The organism is Rubellimicrobium roseum (assembly GCF_006152145.1).
GTDB classification, from domain to species: Bacteria; Pseudomonadota; Alphaproteobacteria; order Rhodobacterales; family Rhodobacteraceae; genus Rubellimicrobium; species Rubellimicrobium roseum.
Genome location: NZ_VDFV01000021.1, coordinates 40,288 through 56,070 on the forward strand (window position 1 = coordinate 40,288; position 15,783 = coordinate 56,070).

A 15,783-nucleotide genomic window follows, 5' to 3' on the forward strand; every position below is an offset into this window, starting at 1 on the left:
CCCCGCCCAGTCACCACCGTTGGTGCGGCGGAGGTGACCCATGCAAGACGACGCCTTGGCCTGGACCGTTCCCGTAATGCGGGCCGGCTTTGCCGGGCGGGGCCTGACTTACCTCGTGATCGCGGGCTTCTCGCTCTGGGCGCTGGCGCAGGGCCGGCAGGCGCAGGGCCCCTCCTCAGCCCTCGCGCGGCTGGAGACGACGGCGGGCGGCGGGATCGTCCTCGCGCTCATCTTCCTGGGCCTCCTCGCCTATGCCCTCTGGTGCGTCCTCGCCGCGGCGCTTGACCTCGACGCACACGGTCAGGACGCCAAGGGGCTGGCGGCCCGCGCGGGGCAGGTCGTCACCGGCCTGGCCCATCTCAGCCTCGGCCTCGCGGCGCTGACCCTTCTGGTTTCCTCGGGCGGGACCGAGGGCGAGTCGCGCCTCCGCGAATGGGTGGGCACCGTCATGGGCTGGCCGGGCGGGCGATGGCTCGTCGGCCTCGCGGGGCTCGTCGTCATGGGCGTCGGGGTGAAGTACGTGGTCGAGGGCTGGACCGCAGGCTACGAACGCACGCTCGCCGCATCCGCCTTCACGACGCGCTGGCGCAACGCGCTCCGCTTCGGCCTCGCGGCCCACGGAACGGCGGTCGCGGTCATCGGGCTCCTGTTCCTGCTCGCTGCCTGGCGCGCGAACCCGCAGGAGGCGGGCGGCCTCGCCGGCGTCTTCGACTGGCTGGGCGAGCAGGCCCACGGCCGTATCCTCCTGGCGCTCCTCTGCCTCGGACTCCTGGCGTTCTCGCTCTTCTGCTTCGTCAACGCGCGCTGGCGGATCGTGCCGCGCGTGGCAGGCGACAAGACCGAGACGCTGTCCCGCGCCGTCCGCCGTCTGGCGGCCGGCGCGCTCTGACCCGTCCGAGGGTGTTGCGCGAACCGGGAGAGGACCGTTCGGTGGTGTGAGGATTCGTTAACCTCTGTCCGGCAGTCTGCTTCCACGAGACCACAGGACAGCCGGCCCACCCCCGCGCGCTCCTCTCGCCCCTTCGCGCCGTCGGGCGGATGGACAAGGGGACGAAGGACCACGGTGCGGAACCGGGGAACGGAGAGCATGAACAGGCTTGCGCCCCCACGGGCGTCCATCGGCGCGCGACGTTGAGCCGCCCCCATATCGGGACCGGGAGATCCTCCCCGGCGCCCCTGCAGACTCAAGCCCGCCCGAGGGGGCGGCCTGCCGATGACCCGAGACACGGGCACAGAAGCAGGGGCCGCGCGGGATTAAGTCGTTTGTGGGGGCCCGTTCCTGCGGACCTACCGCCCCCAGATCGCCTTCACGTAGCCCTGCGTCTCCCGGTACGGCGGGATGCCACCATACTGCGCCACCGCCTCGGGTCCGGCGTTATAGGCGGCGAGCGCAAGGTCCCAGGTCCCGAAACGCTCGAACTGCGCCCGCAGGTAACGCGCGCCGCCCTCCAGGTTCTGCTGCGGATCATGCGGGTCCACGCCCAGCAGCTGCGCCGTCCCCGGCATGAGCTGCGCGAGCCCGATGGCCCCCTTCGAGGAGACGGCGCCAGCGTGCCAGCCCGACTCCTGCTGCACCAGCCGCAGGAACAGATCCTCGGGCACGGAATGACGACGCGCGGCGCCGCGGGCGACCTCCAGCCAGGGCCCGTCGTAGCGGCCCGCGAAGGCGACGACGCCCGGCAGCGGCGGCACCTCGGCGCGGGGCGGCTGGAGCCGGTCGGAGTTGTTGTACTGCTGCGACGCCCGCCCATCGAGCACGCGAAGTTGCGAGGACAGCAGCCCCGGACGGCTCATCGTCGAAAGGGTGTCCGCCCCCGCAGAGCCCGACAGCGCGGCGCCCAGCACGCAGGCGCACAGCGCGAAAGCCGATCCGTGATTGCGCATCGCCATCCTGTCCCGGTTTCCTTCGTGTCCGGCTAGCCTAACGAATGTTCCCGCCCCAAGACCAGCCCGATTTCACAGAATATCCACAGCCCTGGGCACCGTGTCGGCCGGTCTGTTCCGCTTTCATTCCCGGGCGCGGCATGCTCTAAGACCTTCCGATGTGACAAAGGAGACAGGGCCATGGCGGGCTCGGTGAACAAGGTGATCCTCGTGGGCAATCTCGGCCGCGATCCCGAGGTGCGGAGCTTCCAGAACGGCGGCAAGGTGGTGAACCTGCGGATCGCCACTTCCGAGAACTGGAAGGACCGCAACAGCGGCGAGCGGAAGGAACGGACCGAGTGGCACACGGTCGCGATCTACAACGAGAACCTCGCCCGGATCGCCGAGCAGTACCTCAAGAAGGGCTCGACCGTGTACATCGAGGGCCAGCTCGAGACGCGCAAGTGGCAGGACCAGGCGGGCCAGGACCGCTACTCGACCGAGATCGTACTGCGCCAGTTCCGGGGCGAGCTGACGCTCCTGGGCGGACGCGGTGACGCGGGCGGCGGCAACTTCCCGAGCGACGATCAGGGCGGCTACGGCGGCGGTGGCGGCCGGGGCGGATTTGGCGGCGGCTCCTCGGGCGGCAGCTATGGCGGGGGCCGCAGCGGCGGCGGCAGCGACCTCGACGACGACATCCCGTTCTGAGGCGGGACCGACGGGCGGGGCCGGTCCCCGCCCTCATCCGTTCCGCAGCACCTCCAGCACCGCCCCGGTCGGCACGTCGTCGGCCACGAAGGCCCGCCCGATCCCGCGCGCGAGGACGAAGCGAAGCTTGCCTCCGACCGCCTTCTTGTCCTGCCCCATGAGACGGACCAGTTCCTCGGCCCCCGGCAGGTCTCCCGGCACGTCCGAGAGCGTCGCCTTCATGCGCATCGCCTGCAGATGCGTTCGGACCCGCGACGGGTCCTCCTGCGGGCAGAGCCCCAGGCGGGCCGACAGGTCGAAGGCCAGACCGAGACCGACCGCCACCGCCTCTCCATGCAGGAGCCTGTCGGAATACCCCGTTGCCGCCTCCAGCGCATGGGCGAAGGTGTGCCCGAGATTGAGCAGCGCCCGGTCCCCCTCCTCCGTCTCGTCGCGCACCACGATTTCGGCCTTCATCTCGCAGGACCGCCGCACGATCCGGTCGAGCGCACCCGGCGCACGGGTCGCGACGGACGACCCGTTGGCTTCCAGCCACTCGAAGAAGGCGGCATCCCCCAGAAGACCGTACTTCACCACCTCGCCGTAACCCGACAGGAAGTCCCGCTCGGAGAGTGTCCCCAGGAGCCCCGTGTCGGCCAGCACCAGCACCGGCTGGTGGAAGGATCCGACGAGGTTCTTACCGTGGGCGGTGTTGATCCCGGTCTTGCCCCCCACGGACGAATCGACCTGCGCCAGCAGCGTCGTCGGCACCTGTACGAAGCGTACGCCCCGCCGCAGGATCGCCGCCGCGAAGCCCGCGAGGTCTCCGATCACCCCGCCTCCCAGCGCCACCACGAGATCCCGGCGCTCGACCTGCCGCTCCAGCAGCCACTCGACGGTGCGCGACAAGTGTCCCCATCCCTTCGTGGCCTCGCCGGGCGGGAGGACCAGGGCCTCGGCCTCGATGCCTTCGCGGGTCAGCGCGTCGCGGAAGGCGGGCCAGTGGAGCGCCGCCACATGGGCGTCGGTCACCACCGCCACGCGAGGTCGGCGCAGATGCGGACGCAGATGGTCCGCGGCGCGGTCGATCAGGCCTGGCCCGATCTCGATGTCATAGGCCCGGCCGGGCAGGTCGACGCGAACGGTCATGGACTCTCCAGGATATCGGGACGGGTGGCGAGGACCGAAAGCGCCCGGCTCGCCGTTTCCTCGACCGAGCAGCCGGGCTCGGACCGGACGTGCAGCCCGGCCAGGCGGTAGACCGGCACGCGCCGCTCGTAGATCTCGGCCAGCGTCCCCTTGGGATCGGACGTGCGCAGGAGCGGGCGCGAATCCTTGTGCCGCACCCGTTCCCACAGCGTGTCGAGATCGGCGTCGAGCCAGAGCGCCACCCCGGCGCGCGCGATGGCCTCCCGGTTGCGGTCGGCCATGAAGGCGCCGCCGCCGGTCGAAAGCACCACCGGCGGCCCCGACAGCAGGCGCGCGATGACTTCGGCCTCGCGATCGCGGAAGAAGGACTCGCCGTCGCGGGCGAAGATCTCGGGGATGGTCGCCTTCGCGGCCTCCTCGATGGCGGCATCGCTGTCGAGGAACTGCGCCCCGAGTCGCGCGGCCAGAGCCTTGCCCACCGCCGTCTTGCCCGAGCCCATCATGCCCACCAGCGCCACCGTGCGCCTCAGCCGCCGCTGCGCGGGCGCGCTTCCCTGCGGCGGCTTTTTCGAATCGCTCCCCGTCATGCGGTCCGGCCAATCTGTGGCGCGCGGGCCCTCGGGGGCCGCGGCCTGTTTCCTCATCCCTGTCCTAATGGGGTGAACTCCGGAGAAAGGCCATATATAACCCGTCCGGCGGCCCACCCTGGGCGCCGCGAGGGGATCGGACGAAACGATGTGGCGACTCATCAAGGTTCTGCTGATCCTGGCGTTGCTCGCCGGGATCGCGCTGGTGGCCTATGCCTACCTGGGACCGCTCGTCCTGCCGGGCGATTTCGCCGCCCCGGTCCGCGAGGTCACCCAGCCCGTCGACCTGGACCTGGACTGATGCGCCGACTTCCCTTGGGCGTGCTCGCGCTGCTCGCGCTGCCTGCGACCGCGCAAGAGGCCGGCGCCCCGCTCTCGGCCATCGACTGGCTGTCGCGCAGCGTGGAGGTGCCGGCCTCGACCGTGATCGGCCCGCCCGAGCCGCCCGTCACCCGGGACGGCGCGGCTCCGGGGGTGACCGTGACGCCGCTGGGCTCGGGGCAGGCGGGTGGCCAGGGAATCCTTCCGCCCGAGGTGACGGGCCTTCCGGCCGACCTCTGGTCCCGCAGCGACACCGCCACGCTGGTGCGGCTCATCCACGCCGAGCAGATCGAGACGCAACCTGCGCTGCAGGATCTCCTCGTCACGCTGTTGCTGGCCGAGGCCGCGCCCCCGGCCGACGATCCCGGCTCGACGCTGTTCCTGGCCCGGGTGGACAAGCTCCTCGACCTCGGGGCGCTCGAGGCGGCGCAATCGCTGCTCGAGTCGGCTGACCTCACCGATCCCGAGACCTTCCGGCGCTGGTTCGACGTGTCGCTCCTTCGCGGCACTGAATCGGACGCCTGCGGCCTTCTGGCCGAACAACCCTCTCTCGCCCCCACGCTGAACGCCCGCGTATTCTGCCTCGCCCGGAACGGCGACTGGAACGCCGCCGCCCTGACCCTGAACAGCGCCCGCGCCTTGGGCGACGTGACGCCCGAGCAGGACGAGCTCCTCAGTCGCTTCCTCGACCCGGAGCTCATGGAGCCGGAGGCCGAGCTCGCCCCGCCGTCGCGTCCCAGCCCGCTGACCTACCGCATCCGTGAGGCGGTGGGCGACCTGATGCCCACGACCGGCCTGCCGTTGGCGTTCTCACACGCGGACCTGCGCGACACCGTGGCGTGGCGGGCACGCATCGAGGCCGCCGAACGGCTCGCCCGTTACGGCGCCCTGTCCGAGAACGTCCTCCTCGGCATCTACACGGCGCGCGAGCCGGCCGCCTCGGGCGGCATCTGGGACCGCGCGGCCAGCATCCAGCGGCTCGATGCGGCGGTATCGTCCGGCGACGAGGCCGCCGCGGCCGAGGCGCTCCCGGTCGCCTGGGCCGCGATGGATGAGGCCGGCCTCGGTGTTCCCTTCGCCCGGCTCTTCGCCGCGCCGCTGCTTGAAATGGACCTGGACGGTGAGGTAGGGGCGCTTGCCAAGCGGATCGCGCTGCTGTCACCCGACTACGAGACGGCGGCCCGGATGGGCATGGCCGGCTCGGCCAAAGAGCGACTCTGGACCGCGATCGCCACCGGCGCGGTGGCCGGGGTGGAGACGACCGACCCTGCGAGCGCGGCTGTCATCGCAGGCTTCGCCGAGGCCCGCGTCCCGATCGATCTGGCGCGACTGATCGACGAAGGTCGAACGGGCGAGGCCGTGTTGCGGGCCATTGCCGCCTTCCAGCAAGGTCTCGACGGGGATCGGCAGGCCCTGACGGCCGCCATCGCCACGCTGCGCGCGGTGGGGCTTGATAGTTCAGCGCGCCGAGCGGCGCTGCAGTACCTTCTGCTGGACGCCCGGACGTGAGCCACTCGCGCTGGATCGACGCCTTCCTCGATGCGCTCCTGGCTGACCGGGACGCGTCGAGCAACACGCGGCTCGCCTATGGGAGGGATCTGTCCGACTTCCAGATGTGGTTGACGCGCCGGGGCGGCGACCTCGCCTCGACCGGTGCCGACGACATCGACGCCTACCTGCTCGCCTGCGAAGCCGAGGGATTGTCCAAGGCCACGCGGGCGCGGCGTCTGTCTTCGATTCGACAGTTGTTCCGCTTCCTTCTTGAGGAAGGCCATCGGGCAGACAACCCTGCGCTCCGGCTGCACGGTCCGGGGCGGGATCGGCGGCTGCCGGGTACCCTGGACGTCCCCGAGATCGAGGCCCTCATCGCGGCGGCCCGCGCCAAGCCGCGCGACCGGGCGCGCAACACCTGCCTTCTCGAGATTCTCTATGCGACCGGGCTGCGGGTCAGCGAGCTTGTAACCCTTCCGGTGGCCGCCTCGCGGGGCAATCCGCGAGTGCTTCTGGTCAAGGGCAAGGGCGGCAAGGAACGCCTCGTGCCCCTGTCTCCACCGGCCCGCGAGGCCTTGGCCGAGTGGCTGGTCGAGCGTGACGCGCTGGAGGCCGACCGTTCCGAAGGCACCCCACCCTCGCGCTTCCTGTTTCCTTCGCGCGGAGCGGCGGGTCATCTGACGCGCCAGGGCTTCTTCGGCCTGCTCAAGGAACTCGCGATCCAGGCGGGGGTCCCGCTCGACCGCGTGACGCCGCACCGTCTGCGCCATGCCTTTGCGACACATCTTCTGGCAAATGGCGCCGACCTCCGCTCCATCCAGGCCATGCTGGGCCATGCGGACGTCGCCACGACCGAGATCTACACCCATGTCCTCGACGAGGCGCTCAGGGAGTTGGTCCTGACGCACCACCCGCTTGCCGAGGGGTCGCAGGACCCGACTACATCGTCCTGATCGCCTGGGCAGCCCGACTCCGATCGGGCGCGCCGGGATCGACTTCCGCCATGGCGCCTGTGTGTTGATCGCCTTTTCGGACGTATGCTCGGACTCGTCCGCGCCGGATTGCCGAGGCCTTCAGGTGCCTTGAAAATTCGTTGACGGCCTTTTGACCTTGCCCTAACGTTCGGGCGATAGCTGGCCAAGTCCGGCAGGGAGATGAGAGAGAAAGGGGTGCCATCGGGCACCCCTTTCCGCTTTTCGCAGTGCGCCTGATGTTGAGGCATGGACCCCTGACAGCCGCCGCGCCCCGTGCTAGTCGGGCGCCGACACCACATCCGGAACGGACACCCAAGATGCCGATCTCGCTCAAGCCCATTTCCGTCTTCGCCCTGCTGGCCCTGGCGACCCCCTTGGTCGCGCAGGATGCAGCCGAGCCGCCCGCCGACGAACAGCCATCCGCTCCGGCCGAGCCCGGGACCGACCTGAACATGGGCGAGCCCGCCGAAGGCGGCGAGCCCCGCGTGGGCGAGCCCTACACGCGCGAGGAGTTCGGCAGCTGGGCGCTGCGTTGCCTGCGGGCCGAGGAGGGCCCCGATCCGTGCCAGCTCTATCAGCTCCTGCAGGACGACGAGGGCAACGCGGTTGCCGAGATCAGCATGTTCCCGCTTCCCGAGGGGAGCCGCGCGGCCGCAGGCGCGACGATCGTGGCGCCCCTTGAGACCCTGCTCACCGAAGAGCTGACGCTGTCCGTGGATGGCACCGCTGCGCGGCGCTATCCTTTCACCTTCTGCAACCGTGCGGGCTGCGTGGCGCGGGTGGGCTTCACCGCCGAGGAGCTGGCGCAGTTCAAGTCCGGCAACGCCGCACAACTGGCCATCGTGCCGGCTGCTGCACCGGATCAAACCGTGACGCTGTCGATCTCGCTGTCCGGCTTCACGGCAGGGTTCGACAGCACCGCCGTGCCGCCGCCGGCCGAGAACGCACCGGAAGCCGCTCCCGCCGAGGAAGCCGCTCCCGCCGAGTGACCAGGATCGGGGCGGGCCCGGCCCGCCCCCTTTCACGCCGCCCGAAGCGCCAGTACGGCGTTCAGGCCGCCGAAGGCGAACGCGTTGGACAGGCAGGCCGCGACCTTCGCCTCACGCGCCGCGTTGGGCACGACGTCCAGAGGGCAGTCGGGGTCCGGAGCCTCCCAGCCGATGGTCGGCGGCACGACCCCGTCGCGTAGCGCCGAGATGCAGGCCAGCAGCTCGATCGCGCCCGTTCCTCCGATGGCATGTCCGTGCATCGACTTGGTTGACGAAACCATGAGCCGACCGGCATGGTTGCCGAAGGCCGCAGCCACGGCCGCGCATTCCGTCCGATCATTCGCGGCCGTGCCCGTGCCGTGGGCATTGACATAGCCGACCTCATCCGGGTCCAAGCCCGCATCCGCGAGGGCACCGCGCATGGCACGCTCGGCGCCATCGACGGACGGCGCCACGAGGTCGCCCGCGTCGGCGCTCATGCCGAAACCGGCGACCTCGGCCAGGATCTCGGCGCCACGAGCCTGCGCGCGATCCCAATCCTCGAACACGAACACCGCCGCGCCCTCTCCCTGCACCATGCCATTGCGAGTGGCGCTAAAAGGGCGGCAGGCGTCAGGGGACATGACGCGAAGACCCTCCCAGGCCTTGAGACCGCCAAAGCACAGCATCGCTTCGGACCCGCCAGCGAGCATCACGTCGGCCAGCCCTGACCGGACCATCTGGAAGGCGAGTCCCATCGCGTGGTTCGATGACGCGCAGGCTGAGGCCGCGGTGAAGGTCGGGCCCCGTAGTCCATGCGCCATGCTGACCGCGCTGGCCGCCGCGTTGCCCATCAGGCGCGGCACAACGAAGGGGTGGACCCGGTTCTTCCCTTCGGCGTAGACGGCGCGGTAGCTGTCGTCGATCGTTGACAGGCCGCCGCCGCTGTTGCCGAGGATGACGCCAGAGCGCAGGGCCAGCTCGCTCTCGAAGGACAGGCCGGACTGGTCCACCGCCTCTTCGGCGGCGATCAGGGCGAACTGGGTGAAGCGGTCGTGCAAGGCAAGTTGTGACCTCGTGAATCGCGCCGACTCGTCGTAGCCGCGAACCTGCCCGCCAATCTGCACCGACAGACGATCGATGTCCCGGATGTCGAGGGGGCCGATCCCGCAGCGGCCTTCGCGCATCGCCTCCAGAGTGGACGGCACGTCGTGACCCAGGGCGTTGATCGTCCCGGCTCCGGTGATGGCGACGCGGCGCATCAGGCCTGCTCCGCCGCCAGTCGCTCGACCGCCTGCACGATGCTTCCGACCGAGGAGATGTCGAAGTCGCTCGTTTCCGGGGCATTGGCGTTGAAGGGCACGCGGATGTCGAAGGCCTCTTCTATGGCGAAGACGCTTTCCACGATTCCGAGGGAGTCGATGCCAAGATCGGCCAGCGTCATGTCCTCACGCACGTCGGACGGATCCAGGAGGGCCTGCTGGGCGATGATCGCGATGACGCGCTCGCGCGTGTCCATGAAAAGCCCCCGGTGCGTGACAGGCCCCTGACTTAGTCGCCCTTGGAACGCTTGGGAACCCCTGCGGCAAGGTCCCGCAGGACCCGCGGCAACCGGCGCAGAGCCTTGTAGCTCTCGATCTGGAGGTCCATTCGGGTTGCGGGATAGCCCATCATGACCCGACCTGCGGGCACGTTAGACAGGACTCCGGTGTTGGCGGTCAGAACCACGTCGTCGCCGATCGTGATGTTGTCCCCGACCGCCGCCCGCCCGCCCATCACGACTCGGTCGCCCAGCACGCTGGACCCGGCCACGGCGGCCTGACCGCAGAGAAGACAGTGCCGCCCCACGACGACGTTGTGCGCCAGCATCACCAGATTGTCGATCTTGGTCCCGTCACCGATCCGGGTCGGCCGGATCGTCCCCGCGTCGATGGTGGTGCCGGCGCCCACCTCGACGTCATCGCCGATCGTCACGCCGCCCAGTGAATGGATGCGGTGCCAGGTCGGGTCCTCGATGGCCGGCAAGGAGCCTTTGCCCATCGTCTCGCGCACGATCTCGACGTAAGCGGGCTCGCGGGTGACAAAGGAGAAGCCGTCGCCGCCGATGACGGCGTTGGGCTGGAGGATCGCGCGAGCGCCGATGACGACGCGACGGCCCAGGCGCACGCCGGAATGGACGACTCCCCCGGGGCCGAGGCGCACGCCGGCGGCGATCGTCACGTGAGGCCCGATCCGTGTTCCGTCCCCGATCTCGGCGCCAGGACCCACCACAGTCAGCGGCCCGACGCCTACCCCCTCGCCCAGCCGGGCAGTGGGATCGACGATGGCCGACGGATGCACGCCCGGCGGAAAAGGTACTTCATCGAGAAGCCGGGTCAGGCCGGCCATCGCCAGCCGGCCTCGCGGTGCAAATATGGCGGCCTGAAGTCCCAACGCGCGCCAGTCCGCTCCGGGCCAAAGGACTGCCGCCCGCGCGCGTCCCTGTCCGAGCGCCTCCGCCCACGTCGGGGCGAGAGCCAATGCCAGGTCCGAGGACCCGGCCGAGGCGGGCTCGGAAGCATGGCTCACCCGGAGCGTCATGTCCCCGGCGGCCTCGGCCCCGAGGGCCTCGGCGATCTCGGCGATGGTCGGCATGGGCGGTCCCTCCGTTTCGGGCCCGGTCTAACCTTGCAGGGGCGCGGCCTCTACCCCTTCGGCCTCCAGCGCCGCCCAGATGCGGGCGTCACGCCCGTAAACGTCGCGCCGGAACTGCAGGCCGCCTCGAGAGGTCGTGAAGGCCGTCCGGTACTCGAGATGGACCGGGATCGGCTGGTCGAGATTCACCCGCGTTTCCGCGCCGCTCTGGAGCTTCGAGTCGAAGACTCCCTTGGGATCGGGCGACTGGCGAGCCAGCAGGTGATAGGCGAAGCCGCGCGGGTCGGCGAGGCGGATGCATCCATGGCTGAAGGCCCGAACCTCGCGCTGGAACAGGTCCTTGGCCGGCGTGTCGTGCAGGTAAATGTTCCAGGGGTTCGGGAACATGAATTTGACGACGCCCAGCGCGTTGCTGGGCCCGGGCGGCTGGTGCATCGCGTAAGGGAAGCTCCTCGCGGAGTAGGACGCGAAATTGACCGACCCCCGGTTGATGACACGTCCGGCCGAGTCGGTGATCTTGAGGTGCCCGGCCGCGTTCGGGTTCCCGCGAAGCTGCGGCAAGTATTCGTTCACGATGATCGAGCGGGGGACGAACCAGCTCGGGTTTATGACCATGAACTGCATGAGGTCCGAGAACTCGGGCGTTTCCCGGTCCTCATCATGCGCCCCGATGACGGCACGCGTGCGGAAGGTCGGCACGTCGTCGTCCACGACCATGGCCGTGAAGTCGGTCAGGTTGACCCAGACATGGCGAGCGCCGCGCGGGGCCGCGTTCCAACGCTCGCGCTCCAGGGCGACCAGAACCGAACGCAGCCGGTCCGTGGCCGACAGGTTGACCTCGCTCAGCGTACCCTCGCCCGCGACGCCGTCGGGGTTGAGGCCATGGGCGGCCTGGAAACGGCGCACCGCGTCAGCCACCAGGCCGTCGTAGCGGGCCGTCGCGGTGGGGGCCAGCCAGCCCATATCGATGAGCCGATCCCGCAACGCCACGACGCTCGCGCCTCCCTGCCCCGGCCCGATGGCCGCGGTCGGCGCTGCGGCACCCCAGCCGCCGGAAGCGATCAGGGCTTCAAGCCGGATCTTCTCCCGCAGGAGGCGCGCGTATTCGGCGGTGGCGGGGGCGAGGCCGCGCAGGAAGGCCGTGGGCTCTTCGTCGGGGAAGACGGTGATGACGGCCAGGGGATCGGCCGCGAGCACCTCGCGCTTGATCTGGGCCGTCACCTTGGACGGGGTGAGCAGGCCAGCGTTCAGATCGCCGGCGAGGCGCAGAAAGGCACGGCTCATGGCGACCTCGGCCTGCCCCTGCTCGTAGGGCGTCCGCGCGTCCTGAAGCGTCCGGACCAGTTCCTGCGGGTCGTGCCGGCGCACACCCAGACCATGGGCCGGCGCCTCGACCATCGCAGTCAGAAGAGCGTTTCGCCGCGCCACGGCCCTGTCGTCGCTGCCGGTCCAGATTCCTTCGAACCCGCGCATCCGATAGAAGGCGGCGAGGACCTCGTGCCGGGCGGCGGCCTCGGCCACCCCCTGGCGGAAGCCCGTGACGGCCGAAAGCGCCCAAGCCCCCGTCCCCGGCAACGAGGCGGCCAGAGCTCCTGCGGACAGGCCGGCAAGGAAACGGCGGCGGGACGTGAGGATCATCGAAGCCTCGTTTGCAGGTTGGTCAGGATGGGCGCCACAACAATAGTGGGGATCGCCATGACACGCCACAACCGGACCAGCAACGCCCGCTTCGTCCTGCTGGCACAACAGCAACAGCGGCGAAGCGCCCGCCCGCTGAGCAGATTCCCGCCGATGTTCAGAACTCCTTAAGCTTGGCCTGTCAGACTCGTCTTGGTCGCTCCGGCGAGTCATGCCATAGTTGTGAGGCATCTAGGACAAAGATGACAAAAATTGCTCCGAAACAGGGGCTTACTAGATTGGCGACGGGACAGGCGCTAGCGGCATGAACAACATCGGCTCTTCGAGTATTTCTCGGCGTGCGCTCTTGGGCGCGTTCGCGGCGACAGCGGTCTCAGCTGCGCCAACCTTCTCCAATGCGGCTGGTCTCCTGCGGGGTGCCGGCGACATCCGGCGCATCCGCATGTATTCCGGACGAACCGGGGAACGTATCGACACGATCTACTGGATCGAAGGCGAGTACATCGCCGAAGCGGTTCGCGAAGTCAGCCTCTTCATGCGCGACTGGCGCAATGGGCAGGCGGTCGCGATGGATACCCGCACCATCGACATCATGACTGCGGCTCACAACCTCCTCGAGGTGAACGAGCCTTACATGCTGCTGTCGGGTTATCGTTCACCCCAGACGAACGCTATGTTGAGGTCGAACTCTTCGGGCGTGGCCCGCAACTCGTTGCACATGCGCGGTCAGGCGGCCGACCTTCATCTCGACTCCCGTTCCGTGAACCAGATCGCCCGCGCCGCTCTGGCTTGCCGTGCTGGTGGGGTCGGACGCTATTCGGGCTCGGGCTTCGTGCACATGGACTGCGGCGACGTCCGCAGCTGGGGCAGCTGAACAGATCCAAGCCCGCGTCTTGGATCTGCGGGTCGCACCGGCGGGCTCGGCTGATCAGGTTCCAGGAGATGAACCAATCAGTGCTGCCGCATGGGGAGCTCCTTTTGGGTCTGGTCTGTGGCGTCTCATTGCGAGTGCTTTGATAGACTGGATCGAGTGGCGTCATACGGCCCTCTGCCGGCACAGGATGGAGTGGTCCGGCACCGGCCAGTCCTGTTGGCCGGAGTGACGCGCAGCGGCACCGGAGGCTTGCGCGACAGCCTCCGCGCGGGCCCGCCGCCTGGCTTGGCTGCGGCGTGGACGGGGCGCTTGACGATGCCGCTGGCCCCGGGGATCAGGAGCCGTCGGAATGAGCGCTCCCCCATCCTCATGGTGGCGCCCAAGCCCTGCCTGCCGCCGGTGGAATGCGGCGAAGGCGTCAGCCCCAACCAAGCCGCGAAGTCGCTCCCTGACCGAAGGTCTGGGGCGGAGGTGCCGGAGCCGCTAAGGCCGCGGCGGTCCGCGGCCCCACTCCGGGGATGACCATCGGCCGGCCAGCGACCTCGTCCTCCCCGGCCCGGCGGATGATCGCAGCCTCATGGCCACGGAACTCGCCCGCGGTCTCCTCCAAGGGGAACACCAGAGCCGCCAGCGCCGATCGTGCGGCGTCCGGGGGCGGCGCATACGGATCCGCCACCCTCGCGACCAAGCGGCTTGCGCGCGATGCCCCCTGCGGCACCACTCGCCCATGTGGCCGCGAAACGCGCCGCCACGCTGAGTCCGCTGGCGGACCATCGGTTACGTTACTTTCGTGCCGATTACGGCCCGTCGAGTTAGCGAAGTGCGAGTCTGCTGCCAGATGCTTCTGTCCGGCGACACCCAGCATCCCGATCCAGAAGTTGGTCGGCGGCGACATGTCGAAGGTTACCTACTGCCTGACAACGCGACTGAAAGAGTAGGATTGCGACATTACGGAGTACGAGCGCAGGCCCAGCACCTTGCCTTCGCTGAGCCGATGAGTGCACCTGTCAAGCTAGAACGGTCGTGGCCCTCATGATCGTGGAAGTTAGCCGCCGCCCCCTGCCCCGTCCGTCTCCGCTCCACTAGGGTGGCGAGGCTGCCCAGAGCTGCGTACGGGCGAATGACAGCGACGGCCAGCGCTTAGCAACATGCTGTAGTTGATGCGTTGCGTCAGAAGGCGCAGCTAACCTCTGATCGCCCGCGCCATGGTATCGCAGCCTAGGTGGTCGGTTGCCGGGCCCGAAAAGCCAGATCCTGAGATCGTATACCAGATTGGAGACGATTTGACGCTCCGCAGATGGTTCTCGCCCACAGTGCAGATCCCGATCGAAGCTAAGCGGCACCCCTCTGACGATTCCCGGCGCCACTCGGCTCTGCGGTCGACACCACCTGCTCCAGAGGTCCGGCTCGCAACGCATGAGACATGGCCATCTCCGACGCACGCCCGCTATGTGCCGACGAACAACTATCGACCCCGAAGCCGTGATCAAGTCCCAGACGACGACTGTGCAGCGCAGGTAAATCGGCACCATAGAGATTCCGGGAGAGAACCGGTCCCGAACGATGAGCCACACCGACAACGTGCCGCATGCTAGAGGCGATATTGGTCAGCCGTCAGTTCACGAACTGACGGAAAGTTCCTGGGCTTCGACACCGACCGGCTATACCACGGCCTCTCGACCTTACGCGACCTTCTCCTGACCAAGTCTGGCTTGAGACGCGATCTGTTGTGCTCCTGAAATCGAGGCTGTCATGCTCAAGGTGCCTTGAGGAACACCATTCTCGGCCTATGTCCCCAACACCGCTCCGCCCCCGTTCACGACGGCGCCGGACGGTGGATCGCCTCGTGTCTCCCGCCCTGCGAAGGCTGTCCTCCCCGACCGGGACCCGCACGGCGGGGTGCGGGTCCCGGTCGGGATCGAAGCCGCTTCCCACCTGTGGCGCAATTACCCGAACCCGCGGTTTGTCGGCTCTGCGTGAACCTGTTGGCTCCGTCCTACGTTCGGGTTCAGGAACATCGGGCGACCTTTCCGCATCCACCTCCCGTCACCTTCATGGCACCGACGGCCAGAATGGCGACGCCTGCCAGAACCGGAGTCAAAGCCATCTTGACCCTCAACCTGCTGCAGGTCCTGTCTGACCGCGACACCTCCCCCCAAGTCGCAGGCGATCTCAGCACTGCGCGTTCGGTGGACGGCGCACCTTTGGCCGACCTGCCAGATATCACCCCCGACCTCGTGGAGCGGCTGGCGCGCCGGCTGGCCGAGGCGCAGGGCGAGGATCCCGCTGCCAGCCTCTGGACGCTGCGCCTCCCGCTCTGGAGATATCGCCGCTCACGGGCGAGGACCCTCCTGGCCATTACCCCTGTCGAACTGCGCGCCTTGGCGCGTGTCTTGGGGGTCGAGGGTGGGTCGTCAGAGGGGGATGCCGTTCGCCTCCAATGAACCGCCAGTGCCCTGGAGTTGACGGGCTCAGCCTCGTCGGCTTTCCGAAACCCAAGTCTGGGCAGAGACCCGATGCAGGCCACTGGCATTCTCCTGTTGGACTGTGTCCGGCAGGGAGCAGGGCCATGGTGCATCTGGTCTGGCTTTCGGAAC

General features: G+C 69.0%; 15 protein-coding genes and 1 pseudogene. 8 read left to right on the forward strand and 8 right to left on the reverse strand.

Translation table 11 applies throughout. The features are described 5' to 3' along the window. Positions 1–40: 40 nt before the first annotated feature. On the forward strand, positions 41–889 hold the full coding sequence (locus tag FHG71_RS13930; RefSeq protein WP_139082302.1) for a DUF1206 domain-containing protein: 849 nt from the start codon (positions 41–43) through the stop codon (positions 887–889). A 398-nt stretch (positions 890–1,287) separates the two neighbouring features. Here FHG71_RS13930 and FHG71_RS13935 read toward each other — a convergent pair whose 3' ends face one another. Beyond that, positions 1,288–1,884, reverse strand: a complete 597-nt coding sequence (locus tag FHG71_RS13935; RefSeq protein WP_139082303.1) for a lytic transglycosylase domain-containing protein — start codon at positions 1,882–1,884, stop codon at positions 1,288–1,290. 180 nt (positions 1,885–2,064) lie between these two features. Between FHG71_RS13935 and ssb the strand changes: the two genes are divergently transcribed. Beyond that, positions 2,065–2,571 carry a single-stranded DNA-binding protein gene (gene ssb, locus FHG71_RS13940; protein ID WP_139082304.1) on the forward strand — a complete coding sequence of 169 codons (507 nt, stop codon included), beginning with the start codon at positions 2,065–2,067 and terminating at the stop codon, positions 2,569–2,571. 33 nt (positions 2,572–2,604) lie between these two features. Here the strand turns inward: ssb and aroB are convergent, their stop codons facing one another. Further along, positions 2,605–3,699, reverse strand: coding sequence for a 3-dehydroquinate synthase (gene aroB, locus FHG71_RS13945; RefSeq protein WP_139082305.1), 1,095 nt, complete (start codon positions 3,697–3,699; stop codon positions 2,605–2,607). After that, positions 3,696–4,286 (reverse strand): shikimate kinase, encoded by a 591-nt coding sequence (locus tag FHG71_RS13950; protein ID WP_139082316.1) that lies wholly within the window; start codon positions 4,284–4,286, stop codon positions 3,696–3,698. Before FHG71_RS13950 ends, aroB begins: the two co-directional genes overlap by 4 nt. Positions 4,287–4,434: 148 nt before the next feature. Between FHG71_RS13950 and FHG71_RS23590 the strand changes: the two genes are divergently transcribed. The 4 genes from FHG71_RS23590 to FHG71_RS13965 all read left to right on the forward strand — a co-directional run bounded on the left by FHG71_RS23590 (position 4,435) and on the right by FHG71_RS13965 (position 8,061). Further along, on the forward strand, positions 4,435–4,587 hold the full coding sequence (locus FHG71_RS23590; RefSeq protein ID WP_176559426.1) for a hypothetical protein: 153 nt from the start codon (positions 4,435–4,437) through the stop codon (positions 4,585–4,587). After that, positions 4,587–6,116, forward strand: coding sequence for a hypothetical protein (locus tag FHG71_RS13955; RefSeq protein WP_139082306.1), 1,530 nt, complete (start codon positions 4,587–4,589; stop codon positions 6,114–6,116). The genes FHG71_RS23590 and FHG71_RS13955 overlap by 1 nt, the downstream gene beginning before the upstream one ends. Beyond that, entirely contained in the window at positions 6,113–7,051 is a 939-nt protein-coding gene (locus FHG71_RS13960; protein WP_139082307.1) for a site-specific tyrosine recombinase XerD, read from the forward strand. The genes FHG71_RS13955 and FHG71_RS13960 overlap by 4 nt, the downstream gene beginning before the upstream one ends. A gap of 338 nt (positions 7,052–7,389) precedes the next feature. Then, complete coding sequence (locus tag FHG71_RS13965) at positions 7,390–8,061, forward strand: invasion associated locus B family protein (RefSeq protein ID WP_139082308.1); 672 nt, start codon at positions 7,390–7,392, stop codon at positions 8,059–8,061. 32 nt (positions 8,062–8,093) lie between these two features. Here the strand turns inward: FHG71_RS13965 and FHG71_RS13970 are convergent, their stop codons facing one another. The 4 genes from FHG71_RS13970 to FHG71_RS13985 are packed head-to-tail and all read right to left on the reverse strand — an operon-like array spanning position 8,094 to position 12,312. Beyond that, entirely contained in the window at positions 8,094–9,302 is a 1,209-nt protein-coding gene (locus FHG71_RS13970; protein WP_139082309.1) for a beta-ketoacyl-[acyl-carrier-protein] synthase family protein, read from the reverse strand. Continuing rightward, positions 9,302–9,559, reverse strand: a complete 258-nt coding sequence (locus FHG71_RS13975) for an acyl carrier protein (protein ID WP_139082310.1) — start codon at positions 9,557–9,559, stop codon at positions 9,302–9,304. The genes FHG71_RS13970 and FHG71_RS13975 overlap by 1 nt, the downstream gene beginning before the upstream one ends. Before the next feature lie 32 nt (positions 9,560–9,591). Further along, a complete protein-coding gene (locus FHG71_RS13980; RefSeq protein ID WP_139082311.1) occupies positions 9,592–10,674 on the reverse strand; it encodes a UDP-3-O-(3-hydroxymyristoyl)glucosamine N-acyltransferase in 1,083 nt (360 codons plus the stop codon). A gap of 27 nt (positions 10,675–10,701) precedes the next feature. Beyond that, complete coding sequence (locus FHG71_RS13985) at positions 10,702–12,312, reverse strand: L,D-transpeptidase family protein (RefSeq protein WP_139082312.1); 1,611 nt, start codon at positions 12,310–12,312, stop codon at positions 10,702–10,704. 304 nt (positions 12,313–12,616) lie between these two features. Here FHG71_RS13985 and mepK point away from each other — a divergent pair, with 304 nt between their 5' ends. Continuing rightward, complete coding sequence (gene mepK, locus FHG71_RS13990; RefSeq protein WP_139082313.1) at positions 12,617–13,186, forward strand: peptidoglycan L,D-endopeptidase MepK; 570 nt, start codon at positions 12,617–12,619, stop codon at positions 13,184–13,186. A gap of 125 nt (positions 13,187–13,311) precedes the next feature. Here mepK and FHG71_RS24755 read toward each other — a convergent pair. Further along, a pseudogene (locus FHG71_RS24755) lies at positions 13,312–13,629 on the reverse strand (transposase); the annotation flags it as partial. Between the two features lie 1,665 nt (positions 13,630–15,294). Between FHG71_RS24755 and FHG71_RS14000 the strand changes: the two are divergent. Continuing rightward, a complete protein-coding gene (locus FHG71_RS14000; protein ID WP_139082314.1) occupies positions 15,295–15,630 on the forward strand; it encodes a hypothetical protein in 336 nt (111 codons plus the stop codon). Positions 15,631–15,783: the final 153 nt, after the last annotated feature.